Origin of the sequence: Kaistia terrae (genome assembly GCF_026344005.1) — a bacterium.
GTDB lineage: Bacteria > Pseudomonadota > Alphaproteobacteria > Rhizobiales > Kaistiaceae > Kaistia > Kaistia terrae.
Genome location: NZ_JAPKNH010000004.1, coordinates 96,147 through 111,693, shown reverse-complemented (window position 1 = coordinate 111,693; position 15,547 = coordinate 96,147). Strand labels below are relative to the sequence as shown.

At 65.1% G+C, this 15,547-nt stretch carries 11 protein-coding genes; 3 read left to right on the top strand and 8 right to left on the bottom strand.

Annotated elements, in window-relative coordinates:
- Positions 1-2: 2 nt before the first annotated feature.
- Positions 3-1,697 carry a thiamine pyrophosphate-binding protein gene (locus OSH12_RS13000; RefSeq protein ID WP_266343995.1) on the top strand — a complete coding sequence of 565 codons (1,695 nt, stop codon included), beginning with the start codon at positions 3-5 and terminating at the stop codon, positions 1,695-1,697.
- Positions 1,698-1,862: 165 nt separating this feature from the next.
- Here OSH12_RS13000 and OSH12_RS12995 read toward each other — a convergent pair whose 3' ends face one another.
- From OSH12_RS12995 to OSH12_RS12985, 3 genes are all read right to left on the bottom strand, one after another.
- Positions 1,863-3,557, bottom strand: coding sequence for an ABC transporter permease (locus OSH12_RS12995; protein ID WP_266343994.1), 1,695 nt, complete (start codon positions 3,555-3,557; stop codon positions 1,863-1,865).
- Positions 3,558-3,622: 65 nt separating this feature from the next.
- The gene (locus OSH12_RS12990; protein ID WP_266343993.1) at positions 3,623-4,657 is read right to left on the bottom strand and encodes a Fe(3+) ABC transporter substrate-binding protein; all 1,035 of its coding nucleotides are present in this window, start codon (positions 4,655-4,657) and stop codon (positions 3,623-3,625) included.
- Between the two features lie 265 nt (positions 4,658-4,922).
- Positions 4,923-5,678 carry a 16S rRNA (uracil(1498)-N(3))-methyltransferase gene (locus OSH12_RS12985; RefSeq protein ID WP_266343992.1) on the bottom strand — a complete coding sequence of 252 codons (756 nt, stop codon included), beginning with the start codon at positions 5,676-5,678 and terminating at the stop codon, positions 4,923-4,925.
- 116 nt (positions 5,679-5,794) lie between these two features.
- Between OSH12_RS12985 and xseA the strand changes: the two genes are divergently transcribed.
- Positions 5,795-7,366, top strand: coding sequence for an exodeoxyribonuclease VII large subunit (gene xseA, locus OSH12_RS12980; RefSeq protein WP_380224361.1), 1,572 nt, complete (start codon positions 5,795-5,797; stop codon positions 7,364-7,366).
- Between the two features lie 241 nt (positions 7,367-7,607).
- On the opposite strand, the gene OSH12_RS12975 is transcribed toward xseA, so the two are convergent.
- A complete protein-coding gene (locus OSH12_RS12975; RefSeq protein ID WP_266343990.1) occupies positions 7,608-9,584 on the bottom strand; it encodes an acetoacetate--CoA ligase in 1,977 nt (658 codons plus the stop codon).
- Between the two features lie 206 nt (positions 9,585-9,790).
- Between OSH12_RS12975 and OSH12_RS12970 the strand changes: the two genes are divergently transcribed.
- Positions 9,791-11,599 (top strand): AsmA family protein, encoded by a 1,809-nt coding sequence (locus OSH12_RS12970; protein ID WP_266343989.1) that lies wholly within the window; start codon positions 9,791-9,793, stop codon positions 11,597-11,599.
- A 10-nt stretch (positions 11,600-11,609) separates the two neighbouring features.
- On the opposite strand, the gene OSH12_RS12965 is transcribed toward OSH12_RS12970, so the two are convergent.
- The 4 genes from OSH12_RS12965 to OSH12_RS12950 all read right to left on the bottom strand — a co-directional run bounded on the left by OSH12_RS12965 (position 11,610) and on the right by OSH12_RS12950 (position 15,546).
- Positions 11,610-12,956, bottom strand: coding sequence for an MATE family efflux transporter (locus OSH12_RS12965; RefSeq protein WP_266343988.1), 1,347 nt, complete (start codon positions 12,954-12,956; stop codon positions 11,610-11,612).
- Between the two features lie 78 nt (positions 12,957-13,034).
- Positions 13,035-13,643, bottom strand: coding sequence for a DUF2239 family protein (locus OSH12_RS12960; RefSeq protein ID WP_266343987.1), 609 nt, complete (start codon positions 13,641-13,643; stop codon positions 13,035-13,037).
- A gap of 88 nt (positions 13,644-13,731) precedes the next feature.
- Complete coding sequence (locus OSH12_RS12955) at positions 13,732-14,553, bottom strand: ABC transporter permease (RefSeq protein ID WP_266343986.1); 822 nt, start codon at positions 14,551-14,553, stop codon at positions 13,732-13,734.
- A 78-nt stretch (positions 14,554-14,631) separates the two neighbouring features.
- Positions 14,632-15,546, bottom strand: a complete 915-nt coding sequence (locus OSH12_RS12950) for an ABC transporter permease subunit (RefSeq protein WP_266343985.1) — start codon at positions 15,544-15,546, stop codon at positions 14,632-14,634.
- Position 15,547 lies beyond the last annotated feature (1 nt).

Below are 15,547 nucleotides of genomic sequence, written 5' to 3'. Positions count from 1 at the left end.
CCATGTCAGACGTCCTCCCTTCCCGCACCGGCGGCCATCTCATTGTCGAGGCGCTGGAAGCCAATGGTGTCGAGCGTGTCTTCTGCGTCCCCGGCGAAAGCTATCTCGACGTCCTCGACGCGCTGCATGATTCGGCTATTCCCGTGACCGTGGCCCGGCATGAGGGCGGCGCGGCGATGATGGCGGAAGCCTGGGGCAAGATGGCGGGAAAACCCGGCATCTGCTTTGTCACGCGCGGACCGGGCGCGACCAACGCCGCCGCCGGCCTGCATGTCGCCATGCAGGATTCAACGCCGATGATCCTGTTCATCGGCCAGGTCGGACGCGAGATGCGGGAGCGCGAGGCCTTCCAGGAGATCGACTACCGGCGGATGTTCGGCGACGTCGTCAAATGGGTGGCGGAGATCGACGACGCGTCGCGCATCCCGGAATTCCTCTCCCGCGCGTTCCATGTCGCCACGTCCGGCCGCCCCGGCCCGGTCGTGCTGGCGCTGCCGGAAGATATGCTGCGTGACCTTTCCAGCGTTCCTTCCGTCGGCGCGTCGGAGCCGATCGAGACCTATCCGGGCCTGACCCAGACGGCGCAATTGCAGAAGATGCTCTGGAAGGCCGAACGGCCGCTTCTGGTGCTCGGCGGCTCGCGCTGGAGCGACCAGGCGATCAACTCGATGCAGCGCTTTGCCGAGCGCTTCGACCTGCCGGTCGGCGTTTCGCTGCGCCGCCAGGGCCTGTTCGACCACGAACATCCGAATTTCGCCGGTGAGGTCGGCATCGCTATCAACCCGGCGCTGGCCAAGCGGGTCAAGGAAGCCGATCTACTCATCCTCGTCGGCGGCCGAATGAGCGAAATGCCCTCCTCCGGCTATACGCTGCTGGATATTCCGCAGCCGAAGCAGACGCTGGTGCATGTGCATGGCGGATCGGACGAACTCGGCCGCGTCTATCGCCCGACGCTCGCCATCAACGCCACGCCAAACGGCTTCGCCGCCCAACTCGAAGCGGTGCATCCGCCGGCGACCATCCCCTGGAGCGCCGAGACCCGCGCCGCCAACGCGTCCTATCGCGACTGGTCCGACCCGAAGCCGCGCGACGTCGGCGGCGTGGAGATGGGCGCGGTCATGCGGACCCTGCGTGAGAACCTGCCGAAGGATGCGATCCTCACCAATGGCGCGGGTAACTATGCCAACTGGGTGCATCGCTATCACCGCTTCCAGGGATCGAAGACCCAGTTGGCGCCGACCTCCGGTTCAATGGGCTACGGCGTGCCGGCGGCGATCGCCGCCAAGCTGCGCTATCCCGAACGGACGGTGATCGCCTTTGCCGGCGACGGCTGCTTCCAGATGACGAGCAACGAATTCGGCACCGCCGTGCAGGACGGTGCGGCAATCCTCGTGATCGTCGTCGACAACGGCATGTATGGCACCATCCGCGCCCATCAGGAGCGCAGCTATCCCGACCGCGTCGAGGCGACCAAGCTGGTCAATCCGGACTTCGCCGACTTTGCCCGCGCCTATGGCGGGCACGGCGAGACGGTGGAGCGGACCGAGGATTTCTGGCCGGCGTTTGCGCGGGCGCAGGAAAGCGGAAAGCCGGCCATCGTGCATGTGAAGGTCGATCCGCAGGCGATCTCTCCCTCCGCTACCCTGGATGAACTGAAGGGCAAGAGCCTGAAGGTGAAGCCGGTGTCGCGCAGATGACTGGATCCAGCGCCTGAGGCTCCGTCCTTCACCTCTCCCTGAGGGAGAGGTCGGCTCGAAGAGCCGGGTGAGGGTTTAGGAAACAATCCGGTGAGGCCGTAAACCCTCACCCGCCGCACTGCGTGCGTCGACCTCTCCCTCAGGGAGAGGTGAAAAAGGCAGGGCCTAGCTGACGCCGATCGACGGCGGTCGCCGCTCGCGGGTTCCGGCCCGCGCCAGCAGCGCTACAGGCAGCATGCCGACGATGACGATGACAAGGGCGGCGACCGCGCCGTCCTCATAGGTGCCGCGCGCCGCCTCGCCGTAGACGTAGGTCGCCAGCGTCTCGAAATTGAACGGGCGCAGCAGCAGCGTGGCCGGCAATTCCTTCATGCAATCGACAAAGACGAGCAGTCCGGCGGCGGCGATGGCCGGCGAAAGCAGCGGCACATGAATGCCGCCCGAAAGCCGGGGCGTGCCCGCGCCAAGGCTGCGCGCAGCCATGTCGATCGAGGGCGAAATGCGCGTGAAGCCAGCCTCGATGCCACCAATCGAGATCGCCTGGAAACGCAGGCAATAGGCGAGGATCAGCGCCGCGCCGGAACTCATCAGGATCAGCCCCGGCGAGCGGCCCCAGACGCTCTTCACAGCATCGGCGATCCAGTTGTCGAGGCCGGCGATCGGCACCAGCAGGCCGACGGCCAGCACCGTGCCGGGAATAGCATAGCCGATGCCGGCAAGCCGGATCATCCCGTGCAGCGATTTTCGCCGCGACATGCGGCCGGCCGTGGCGAGAAACAGGCCGATGGCGAGCGTCAGGATCGAGGCGATGGCGGCGAAGAACACGCTGTTGCCGGTCCAGACCCAGAGATCGGCCGGCAGCCCGCCGAGGCGGATGCGCCGCGCCGCCGAGACGACGAGATAGCTCGCCGGCACGACGAAGCCGAGCAGGATGGGCAGCGCGCAGGCGAGCATTGCAAGCAGGGCAGCACCGCCCTTCAGCGGTTGCGCCATGGCCTGGCTATTTCCGCGCGGGGCGGAATAGTTCATGCCGCGTCGGCCGAGGCGTTCCAGCAGCACCAGCGCGAAGACGATCGCCAGCATGACGAGCGCAATCTGCGCTGCGCCTTCAATCGACGAGCGCGTCACCCAGGTCGTGTAGATCGCCACCGTCAACGTGCGAACGCCCAAGAATTCCGACGCGCCGATATCATTCAGCGCCTCCATCAGCGCCAGGCTGACGCCGACCGCGACGGCGGGACGCGCCAGCGGCAGCGCGACCGTGCAGAAGGCGCGAAAGCGGCCAGCGCCCAGCGTGCGCGAGGCTTCCAGCATCGAGGCCGACTGCATGACGAACAGCGCCCGCACAGGCAGATAGACGTAAGGGTAGAGGATCAGGCCGAGCAGCAGGATCGCGCCGCCGAGCGAGCGGATTTCTGGAAACGGCAGGCCACGCGGATCGGTGATGCCGAACAGGTTGCGCAGGCTGGTTTGCAGCGGGCCGACCGGATGCACCACGTCGAGATAGGCGAAGGCCATGACGTAGCTCGGCACCGAAAGCGGCAGCAGCAGCGCCCATTCGAACACGCGACGGCCGGGAAAGCGGCAGGCCGTCACCAGCCAGGCCGTGCCGATGCCCAGAACGGTGACGAGGATGCCGACGCCAACGAGCAGCAGCGCGGTCGTACGCGCCGCGACGGGCAGGACATTGGCGATCAAGTGCGGCCAGAGTTCACCGGAACCGCGCGAGGCGAAGAAGACGAGCCCGCCAATGGGCGCTAGGGCCAGAAGGGCGATCAACGCGGAGCCAAACCGCCAGAGGCGATCCGGACGCGCAGGTCGCGATGCGATCAGCGGCGGGGTAATCGCAGAATCGCTCATGTCCCGGACGTGCCGGGACATGAGATTTCATCGTTCGGGCCGGTATATCGGCGCATCGAAAACAATCAGCCGTCGAAGCCGACCACGTCGACCAGTTCGCTGGCCTGCTTGCGGTCCTTGGCAATCGCCGTCAGCGGCGTCGGGTCGACCGTCAGCGTGCCGAATTCGGCGATGATCGGATCGGGCGCGACACCGGCGCGAACCGGGTATTCAAAGTTCGCCTTGGCGTAGATTTCCTGCGCTTCCTGGGAAGCGAGGAATTCCAGCAGCTTGACGGCATTTTCCTTGTTCGGGGCGTTCTTGGCGACAGCGGCGCCCGAAACGTTCACATGCGTGCCAGCCTTGTCCTTGAAGGTCGGCAGGATGACGCGGATCGCGTTGCTCCATTCGACCTGCTCGGGGCCGCCCTTGCCGGACCGCATCAGGCCGACATAGTAGGAATTGGCGATGCCGACATCGCAGAGATTGGCGAGGATGTCGCGCGCGACGTCACGGTCGCCGCCGCCTGCCTTGCGGGCGAGGTTGTCCTTGACGCCGGTCAGCCAGGTCTTGGTGGCATCGGCGCCGTCCTTGGCGATCACGGCCGCGATCAGCGAGGTGTTGTAGGGGTGCTGGCCCGAACGGATGCAGACCTTGCCCTTGAAGCGCGGGTCGGCCAGGTCCTCATAGGTCAGCGTCTCGTCCTTGAAGCGCTCCTTCGAGGCGTAGATGACGCGGGCGCGCATCGAAAGGCCGAACCACTGGCCGTCGGCATCGCGCAGATTGGCGGGGATCGCTTCTTCCAGCACGGTCGACTGGATCGGCTGGGTCAGGCCGCGCTCGGAAAGCTCGATCAGATTGCCGAAATCAACGACGGAAAGCAGGTCGGCGGGCGAATTCGCGCCCTCGGTGGCGACGCGCTCGGCAAGGCCTTCCTTGACGAAAATCACGTTGGCCTTGATGCCGGTGTCCTTGGAGAAGGTGTCCAGCAGCGGCTGGATCAGCCCTGGTTCACGGGTCGTGTAGACATTCACTTCGCCGGCCGCAAATGCGGGAAGCGCGGTCGTCGCCAGCAGCGTTGCTGCGGCGGCGCCCTGGATCAGGCGGGTCAGGCTAAGCATAGTGAACTCCGTTCATTGAGGGGGCGGAACCCTGGTCGCCGTCATGTATCGGCGACTTCTGCTGGGTCCATCCCATCATCGCGAATAGAGGTCAACCGGCCACGTTCGATTTATTCTATAGATTAGATGAGTTCTAATATGGAATGAATCTAAACGACGCGCGCTTCTCTTGGCGGAGCAAGATCCCCCCACGCATCACTGTCACATACCCTTCCAGTCACGATTTCGTGAACTGTGTATAGAAAACTATACAGGCGGCAGTCGGTCAGCTCTCGACCCAGTCGCCGGCAACGGCCTGTACCAGCGCCAGCGCCGCCACGGCAGCGGTGTCGGCGCGCAGGATCCGGGGTCCGAGCGGGATCGCCGTGACGAAGGGCAGCGCGTGCAGCGTCTCGCGTTCCTCCGGCGAGAAGCCGCCTTCCGGGCCGATCAGTACGGCAAGTGGTCCACGGGGCAGCGCGCGAAGAATCGAGATCGGATCGGCGCCTGTCTCGTCCTCATCGCAAAAGATGATCCGCCGCTCCGGCTCATCCTTCGGCCAGCGGGCGAGCAGGCTTGCGAGTTGTTCCGGCGCTTCGATTTCGGGGATCGACAGCACGCCGCATTGTTCCGCCGCCTCGATGGCGTTGGCGCGCAGCCGGTCGTCGTTCAGCCGCGCCACTTGCGTGCGGCGGGTGATGACGGGGCGGATATGACCAACGCCCATCTCGACCGCCTTCTGCACCATATAGTCCAGCCGCGCCTGCTTGATCGGCGCGAACAGGTAATGCAGCGACGAAGCCGGCGTCTGCTCGCGCGACAGCGCATCCGCCGTCAGCACCGCGCCCTTGCGACCGGCCTCGGCCAGGGTGGCCTGCCACTCGCCGTCGCGGCCATTGAAGATCAAGACCGGGTCGCCCTCGCGCATGCGGAGCACATTGACCAGATAATTGGTCTGGCCCTTGTCCATGACGATGCGGGCGCCCTCGTTAAGCGGGGCGTCGATGAACAGGCGTTGGGTGGAGAAATCATAGCGGGACATACGCTTCGATTACGCAAAGCGCCGTCGCGCCGCAAGGTGGCGTCGTCGCCCGGCTTGACCGGCGCGGAGGACGGGGGCATTCAGGGCGGATCGCCCTCCCGCCGCCATCGTGCGGAATCAAGCAAGGCCGCGACTTCTTGACCGATCCCGTCCACAACGCCGGCGAATACTCCGTCTCCGAAATCTCGATGGCGCTGAAGCGCACCGTCGAGGACGCTTTCGGCTTCGTGCGCGTGCGCGGCGAGATTTCGGGCTATCGCGGGCCGCACTCCTCTGGCCACGCCTATTTCGCGCTGAAGGACGATCGCTCGAAGATCGAGGCGGTGATCTGGAAGGGAAGTTTTGGCAAGCTGCGTTTCCGGCCAGAAGAGGGCATGGAGGTCATCGCCACCGGCAAGCTGACCACCTTCCCGGGCTCTTCAAAGTACCAGATCGTCATCGAGTCGCTGGAGCCTGCCGGTGTCGGCGCGCTGATGGCGCTGCTTGAGGAACGCCGCCGCAAGCTGGCCGCCGAAGGCGTGTTCGATTCCGACCGCAAGCGGCCGATCCCCTATCTGCCGCGCGTCATCGGCGTCGTCACCTCGCCGACCGGCGCGGTCATCCGCGACATCCTGCACCGCCTCGCCGACCGTTTTCCGGTCCAGGTTTTGGTCTGGCCGGTGCGCGTGCAGGGCGAAACCTCGGCCGCCGAAGTGGCCGCGGCCATCGCCGGCTTCAACGCGCTGACGCCCGGCGGCGCCATCCCGCGCCCCGATTTGCTGATTGTTGCACGCGGTGGTGGCAGCCTCGAGGACCTGTGGGGCTTTAACGAGGAAATCGTCGTGCGCGCCGTCGCCGCCTCGACGATCCCGCTGATCTCCGCCGTCGGCCACGAGACCGACACGACGCTGATCGATTTCGTCTCGGATCTGCGCGCGCCAACGCCGACGGGTGCTGCCGAAATGGCCGTGCCGGTTCGTTCGGAACTGATCGGCTCGGTCGGCGATCTCGGCCGCAGGCTTGATGGCGCGATGCTGCGCCATGTCGAAGGCCGCCGCCGCGAGCTTCGCGCCGCCACTCGTGCGCTGCCGCGCCTCGACGATCTGCTCGCCATTCCGCGCCGCGCCTTTGACGAACTGGCCGCCCGGATCGGCCGCGCGCTCGGCGCCAACACGCTGGCGCACCGCGGCAAGCTGGAGCGCAGCGCAGGTCGACTGTCGCCCGCCTCGCTTGACCGCCTTACCCTTCGCGCCCGCGATCGTTTGAACGCACTGGGCGAGCGTCAGGGGCGTGCCTTAGAGGTTCATGCCGAGCGCAAGCGCGCCGGCTTTGCCCGCATCGCCGGCCGCCTCCGCATCGAGCCTATCGCGCAACGGCTTTCGCGCGGCGCGGTACAGATCACCGAGATCGACAGCCGGGGCAATCGCGCCTTCATCCGCATCGTCGAGAAGAACCGAGACCGGCTCGACCGCGCCTGGCGGCTGGCCGAAACACTCTCCTATCGTAGCGTCCTGGCGCGCGGCTTCGCGCTGGTGACGGATGCCGAGGGCAAGACCGTGCGCACGGCCTCGAAGGTTGCCAGCGGCGACGCGCTGACGATCGAGTTCCAGGACGGCAAGATCGGCGCGATTGCCGCCGGCGGCGCTGCCGAACCCCGTCCGAAAAAGGCCGCCAAGCCCAAGCCGTCGACGCAGGAGAGCCTGTTCTAGTTCGGACGAATCCACTCCCCAACGGGAGACGTGAAGGTCGAAACTATCAAAAGGGCGGCTTGTCGTGGCACCGAAGCGCCGCGGCCAGCCCCAAACTCGGCGTCATCCCGGGCGAAGACCCGGGATCCATTCAGCCGGGTTGAAGTGCGAGACTCCCTAAACCACGGCTGCATGGATCCTCGCCTACGCGAGGATGACGGACAGTGGGTGGCAGTCGCTGCTCCTGGAGCGACCGCCCCCCTCACGCCAACTCAGGCAAATCGCGGAACAGCGCCAACGCTTCCGGGTTTGCCAGCGCTTCCTGGTTTTTCACCGGACGGCCATGCACGATCTCGCGCACCGCCAGTTCGACGATCTTGCCGGACTTTGTGCGCGGTATGTCGGTGACGGCGATGATCTTCGCCGGAACATGGCGCGGCGAAGCGCCGGTGCGGATCTTGTCACGGATCTGTTTTTCCAGCGCCGCATCGAGAGCCACGCCCTCGCGCAGGCGCACGAACAGCACCACACGAACGTCGCTGTCCCAATCCTGGCCGATGGCCAGCGCCTCCAGCACGTCGGCAACCTGTTCAACCTGGTTGTAGATCTCGGCGGTGCCGATGCGCACGCCACCGGGATTGAGCGTCGCATCCGAACGGCCATGGATGATCAGCCCGCCATGCGCCGTCCATTCGGCAAAATCGCCATGGCACCAGACATTGTCGAAGCGGTCGAAATAGGCCGCGTGATAGCGGCTGCCGTCCGCATCTTTGAAAAAGCCGATCGGCATGGCGGGGAACGCCTTGCAGCAGACCAGCTCGCCCTTGCCGCTGGCGAGCGACTTGCCGTCCTCGTCCCAGACATCGACGGCAAGGCCGAGGCCCGGTCCCTGGATCTCGCCCTTCCAGACCGGCTTGCCCGGAATGCCGAGCACGAAGCAGGAAACGATGTCGGTGCCGCCGGAGATCGAAGCGAGATGGATGTCGTGCTTGATGCTCTCATAGACGAAGGAAAAGCTTTCCGGCGCCAGCGGCGAGCCGGTCGAGCTCATCATCTTCAGCGAGCCCAGATCATGCGTCTCGATCGGCTTCAGGCCGGACTTGTGGAGAGCATCAATGAACTTGGCCGAGGTGCCGAAGAAGGTCATCTGCTCGGCATCGGCATAGTCGAACAGGATGTTGCCGTTCGGATGAAAGGGCGAGCCATCATAGAGCAGCAGAGTCGCGCCGGTGGCGAGGCCGGAAGCGAGCCAGTTCCACATCATCCAGCCGCAGGTACTGAAATAGAAAAGCCGGTCTTCCTCGCCGATGCCGGAATGGAGATGGATCTCCTTCAGATGCTGCAACAGCGTGCCGCCGGCCGAATGGACGATGCATTTCGGCACGCCCGTCGTCCCCGACGAAAACAGGATGTAGAGCGGATGGGCGAAGGGCATGGCGGCGAACTCGACCGGCCGCGCCAAAAAGGGCGAAAAGAAGCCGTCGAGCGAAACGCCGTTGGCCAGCGTCGACGCCGTCGCTTCCGCCGTGCCGATATAGGGCACGATGACGGTTTTTCGCACCGTCGGCAGACCCGGCACGATCTCGGCCAGTTTCGCCGCGATATCGATGGTCTTGCCGCCATAGTAATAGCCGTCGCAGGCGAAGAAGACGGTCGGTTCGATCTGGCCGAAGCGATCGAGAACACCATTCGGGCCGAAATCCGGCGAGCAGGACGACCACACAGCGCCAATCGAGGCGGTCGCCAGCATGGCGGCAATCGTTTCCGGCATGTTGGGCATCATGGCGGCGACGCGGTCGCCAGCCTTGACGCCGGCAGCTTCCAGTGCCTGCTGCAGCCGGGAGACGAGCGCGTGAAGTTCGTCCCAGCTTAGCCGTCGCTTGACCCGCTCTTCGCCCCAGAAGACGAGCGCGTCGTCATCGCCCGAAACCTTGAGCAGGTTTTCGGCGAAATTCAGCGTCGCATCGGGAAAGAACTGCGCCCCCGGCATGCGGTCGCCATCGATCAGCAGCCGCTCGCCCTTGTCGCCTTCGACACCGCAAAAATCCCAGACCAGATCCCAGAACGTCGCCCGGTCGTCGATCGACCACCGATGCAAGGCATCATGGTCAGGAAGCGACAATCCGGACCGTTCCGCCGCCGCTGCGCGAAAATGCGTCATCGGATGATCGGCGAGACGCGCCGCTGACGGCGTCCACAAGGGCTGCTCGGAAGGGAACGAAGCGATCGCAGGCGTCATGACGGAAACGGCCTCTCCGAAAAGGTTGCAGTGCGGCAAAAATGCGCTGACGTGCCATGGATATCCGCAGCCTGCCGCCAAGTCACGCGGGAAACCTTGCCGGCTTTGACGAGAAAAGCCTTGCGAAATAACGGAATTCTGCCTATCGGGGAACCATTCGGTCGTGGCACCTGCCGATACGTTAGGGGCAACCGTCACCGGGTGACATGAAAAAAATCCTATCCGCCCTCGCAGTGATTCTGATTCTTTGCGGCGCTTTTGTCCTTCTGGCGCCCCAGTTGGTCACCATCGAAGCCGTCCGCCGATCGCTCACGCGCGAAGTTGCGGGCTGGAGCGGACGCGCGCTTACCTATGAGGGCACGCCGACCGTCGCCTTCAACCCCTATCCGACCGTCACCTTCGCCAAGGTCCGCATCAGCTCGGACAAGGACCCGCAGCCGCTCGTCGAGATGGAGTCGCTTTCGGCGGAGCTCGGATTCCTGCCGCTGATTATCGGGCGCGTCCGCCCCTCGGTGCTGGAACTCGACAAGCCGGTGTTCCGCTTCGGGGTCAATGCAAAGGGCCAGCCGAACTGGACGCTGCCGCGGGCGCTGCGCGGCGATTCAGAACTCGGACGCCTCGTCATCCGCTCGGGAACCCTGCATTATGTCGGCCAGGACCGGAAAGAGTTGCTGCTGACCGGTGTCGATGCCCGGCTGGACTGGCCGGATCCCGCGGCCACCGCCAGCATCAAGGGCAGCGCGACCTGGCAGAGCGAGGCGTTTGATTTCAACGGCTCGATCGGCGCGCCGCTCGATCTCGTCAGCGGCCGCGAGACGGCGCTGCGCTTCGCCATTGCCTCGACGCCGCTGCGCGCCTCGTTTACCGGCACGGTCGCCAATCTCATCCAGTTGCAGGGCGAAGGCGAGCTGACCGTCACGACGCCCTCGATCCGTCGTCTCGCCGGCATCTTCGACATGCCGATGGGCGAAGGCTCGACACTGGGCAGCGCTTCAATCGAATCCCATGCCAGCCTCGCGTCCAACACCCTGACCTTCGCCGACGCCAAGATCAGCGTCGATGGCAATGAGAGCGAAGGCGCGCTATCGATTGACTTCACCGGCCACCGGCCGTCCGTCCAAGGCACGCTTGCCTTCGAAAGCCTCGATCTTTCCGCCTATGCCGAGGCGCTGGCCAGCCTTGTCGCGGAGGCGCGCGCCACGCCCGACCTGCCCTTGCCGCTCGCCGGTCTCGACAGCAACGATCTCGACCTGCGCATCTCGGCAGCCCAGGTGCTGCTTGGCAGCGCCCGGCTCGGGCGCACGGCGGCATCGGCCACGATCCGCGACGAGCGGCTGGATCTTTCGGTCGGCGAGGCCCAGCTCTATGGCGGCCGCCTTTCCGCCAGCCTCTCGGCCTCGCTGCGGGACGAAGCGGCCTCGGGCTCGCTGCAGGGCCGCATCGACGGCCTGCCCGTGCGCGCCGCACTCTCCGACCTGTTCGGCATCGGCCAGATCGACGGCATCGGCTCCGGCACGGTCAGCCTGTCGGCGCATGGCACCAACTGGAACGGGTTGATTGGCTCGCTCTCCGGCAGCGGCAAGGCGACGATCGCCGACGGCACCTTCGACGGCGTCAACATTGGCGCCCTTTCACAAGCGATCACGTCGGACGGCACGATGAGCGGCAACCTGCTCGGCGGCTCGACGAAATTCCGCCAGGCCGACGGCACCTTCACCATCGACGCCGACCGGATCGCGGCGCCATCGATCCTCGTGACGGGGTCGGGCTACACGATCACGCTGTCCGGCGAAGCGCCGCTGCAATCCCCGACGCTGAGCGCACGCGGCGAGCTGAAGATCGACCGGGCCAGCGGCACGACCAGCACGCCGGTCCACGTCCCCTTCATCATTGGTGGCAATTGGCAACACCCGACGCTGGTGCCGGACTTCAGCGGCCTTTCGCGCCGCAGCCAGCAGGACGCCGTTCCGGCCGTCGGCCCGATCCGGAGCTTCGCCCGCTCCCTGCTGCCGTAGAACGGCGGCCTCAGACCATCCGCTTGATCGGCTTCCTGCGCCAGACGAACTGGTAATAGCTCGCCTGCATGGCCAGCATGGCGATATAGGCGATCGGATAGGCAGCCCAGACGCCGTTGATGCCGAAATGTCCCGACAGCCAATAGGCAACCGGCACCTCGACGCCGAGGATCGCCAGGACGGAGATCGCGGTCGGCATCAGCACCGTGCCGCTGGCCCGCATGACGCCGGCCAGCACGCTCGAAACGCCGAAGATGATATAGCCCCAGAGCACGATGTGCAGCAGCGTCTGCGCCAGTTCGATCACCGGATCGCTGGTGATGAAGAAGCCGATCAAGGTGCGCGAGAACAGATAGCAGATCGCGACCAGGCCCCCGGTTATCATCAGGCTCAGCAGGATACCGGTGCGGGTGATCACGCCCAGCGTCGCCTGGCGACCGGCGCCGATCGCCTGCGCGCCCAGGATCGACGTCGTGATGGCAATCGAGATCGCCGGAAACTGCACGTAGTTGACCACCATGTTGACGGTGCCATAGGCCGCCGTCGCATCCGAGCCGAACGAGTTCACCAACGCCAGCACGGCGATTTCGGCCACCGAGACGAGGATCAACTGTACGCCCGAGGGAATGCCGATCTTCAGCACCGAACGCAGCAGCTTCCAGTCAATGCGCAGATGCCGGATCAGCACGGCGTCAGGCGCCAGCGGGTGCTTGCGGCGGCGCATGTAGAAGAACAGCCAGACCAGCGCGACCAGGAACGAAACAATCGAGGCATAGGCGCCGCTGACGATGCCGAACTGTGGCAGGCCGAACCAGCCCTTGATCAGCGCCGGTGTCAGGATCAAGCCGGTAACCGTGGAAAGGGTGAGCGCATAGAGCGGTGTCACCGTGTCGCCGACGCCGCGCATCATCGACGTCATCAGCAGGAAGATGAACAGCCCCGGCATCGCGATCAGCATGATGCGGGCATAGGCGATGGCGTCGGGCAGAATATCGGCCGGCGTCCCGACCGCCTTCAGCAGGGGCGCGGTGAAAGCGCCGCCGAAGATCGCCACCACCAGGCCGAACAGGAACGCCATGGTCAGCGTTGTGCCGGCCACCGCCTTCACCGTCTCCAGCTTCTGCGCGCCATAGGCCTGGCCGATCAGCACGGAAGCGCCCGCGCCCAGCCCAATCGAGAAGGAGATGAACAGGAACAGGATCGGGAAGAAGGCGGCAACGGCAGCAAGCGCGCCGACGCCCAGCATCTGGCCCAGATAGATGTTGTTGAGGGTGCCCGACAGAGCCTGGAGAATGTTGCTCAGGATCATCGGCCCGAGGAAGACGAGGAAGGTCCTCCAGAGCGGCGGCAGGGACATCGATGATCTCCGAACTTTCTCGGACGAAATGCGCGGCGGTTCGCGTGAAGAAGCCGCGACGAGACAAGACTCGACGGATCAGGCCTCTTCGAAGGCGGGACCAGCGAGCTTGCCGGTATGTTCCTTGATATCGACGGGCCAGTTGTCGATCATCTGGCGGAAGCGCGCGCCATCGCCGGCGAACAGGGCGCGACTGGCCTCCTCATAGCCCGGCTGGTCGCCTGCCATCGCGGTCATGAAACGCAGCGTCGATTCCTGCGCGCGCCTGGCCCGGTCGCGACCCTCATGCACCCGGCGGGCTTCCTCGACCAGTGTTCGCAGCGCGACGGACGCCCCGCCCGGCTGGCCGTTCAACCATTCCCAATGCCGGGGCAACAGCGTGACCTCGCGCGCCACGACGCCGAGCTTGGGTCGACCGGGGCCGCGCGGCGCCGCTTCTTCCGCCGGCTCGACCGGTGCGGCCGGAGCCAGAGGCGTGCCGTCCGAGAGCCGGGAGAGCACATCGTCATACGAGCCGCGAAAATCGACCTCGATCGGACGGCTGGTCTCGTCGTCGAACAGCAGAACCGGCTCGCCGCCCTGCTCGAGCGCCTGCTTGGTTTTCAGCGCGACATCCGGCAGCAGCCCCGTCGCGATGCGACGGATGCCCTGGAACGCGGTGCAGTAGATTTGCTGGGGCAGACTCATCGTCACGTCCTTTTCAAACAGACGCGCATTTTACCCGGATATAATCAGCATCGTCAATATTACCCGGATAATTTTTGTTTCACCCCTATCAAACGCCCTGGATGGCCAGTCGTTCCGCGCGCTGCCGTTCGACTTCGCGGCGCTTGGTGACAATCGAGGCGATGATGACGCCGGTCGCGACGATGGCGATCAGGATCGTACAGATCGCATTGATTTCCGGCGTCACGCCGAGACGAACCTGGCTGTAGATCTTCATCGGCAGCGTCGTGGCGCCCGGCCCCGTGGTGAAGCTCGAGATCACCAGATCGTCGAGCGACAGGGTGAAGGCAAGCATCCATCCGGCGACAACGGCCGGCAGGATCAGCGGCAGCGTGATGGTGAAGAAGGTGCGGAAAGGCGGGCAGCCGAGATCCAGCGCCGCTTCCTCCAGACTGCGATCGAAGGTGACCAGCCGCGATTGCACGACCACGGCGACGAAGCACATGGAGAAGGTGATGTGCGCCAGTGTCAGCGTCCAGAACCCCCGGGCGAAGCCGATGGCGACGAAGAGCAGCAGCATGGCGAGGCCGGTAATGACCTCGGGCATGACGAGCGGCGCGTAGACCATGCCGGAGAACAGCGTGCCGCCTGGAAACCGTCCGAAGCGCACCAGCGCGATCGCCGCCAGCGTGCCAAGCACGGTCGCCAGCGTCGCCGAAAGCAGCGCGACGCGGATGGTCACCCAGGCGGCGTCGAGCAGGCCCTGATTGCTCAGGAGCGATACATACCACTTGGTCGAAAACCCGCCCCAGACCGTCACCAGCTTGGAGGCGTTGAACGAATAGACGACCAGCAGCACGATCGGCAGATAGAGAAAGGCGAAACCGAGCGTGATCGCCGTGACATTGAACCAGGAACCGCCGCGTCTCATCGTGCCGCTCCCCGCATGACGGCCGCCGAACGGCCGCACCGAACCAATCTTGCCCGCGCAATGCTTGCCCGCATGTGCCTACTCCGCCGCTTTCTTCTGGGCTCTCTGGAAGAGCATGATTGGCACGACGAGGATCGCCAGCAGCACGACGGCGACCGCCGAGGAGACCGGCCAGTCCCGGTTGGAGAAGAACTCGGCCCAGAGCGTCTTGCCGATCATCAGCGTGTCGGAACCGCCGAGCAGGTCGGGGATGACGAACTCGCCCATGGCCGGGATGAAGACGAGGAAACAGCCGGCGATGACGCCCGGCAGCGACAGCGGGAAGGTGATCTTCCAGAACGCCTGGGTCGGCGGGCAGCCGAGATCGGCGGCGGCCTCCAGCAGCGTTTCGTCGAGCTTTTCCAGCGTCGCGTAGAGCGGCAGGATCATGAAGGGCAGGTAGGAATAGACGATGCCGATATAGACGGCGAGCGTCGACGGCATGATGTTGAGCGGCTCGCTGATGACACCCAGATAGAGCAGCAACTGGTTCAGCAGCCCCTCGGGCTTCAGGATGCCGATCCAGGCGTAGACGCGGATCAGGAACGAGGTCCAGAACGGCAGGATCACCAGCATCAGCAGCGTCGTCCGCCACTCCTTGCGGGCACGCGCCATGCCATAGGCGATCGGATAGCCGATCAGCAGGACCAGGAAGGTCGAGATGACAGCGATCTTCAGGCTGGAAAGGTAGGATTCCCAGTAGAGCGCATCCTCCGTCAGGAAGACGTAGTTATCGAAGGTGAATTCCTTGATCTGCTCCCACAGCGCGCCGAGCCCCGCCGTAAAATCGAGCGCCGGCGTATAGGGCGGCATGGCGATCGCCGACGTCGACAGGGAGATCTTCACGACGATCAGGAACGGCGCCAGGAAGAGCAGGATCAGCCACAAATAGGGGATCGCGACAACAAGCCAGCGCAGGCGGGAATGTCCGGAAGAGCGGTCTGTCAGGGCCATC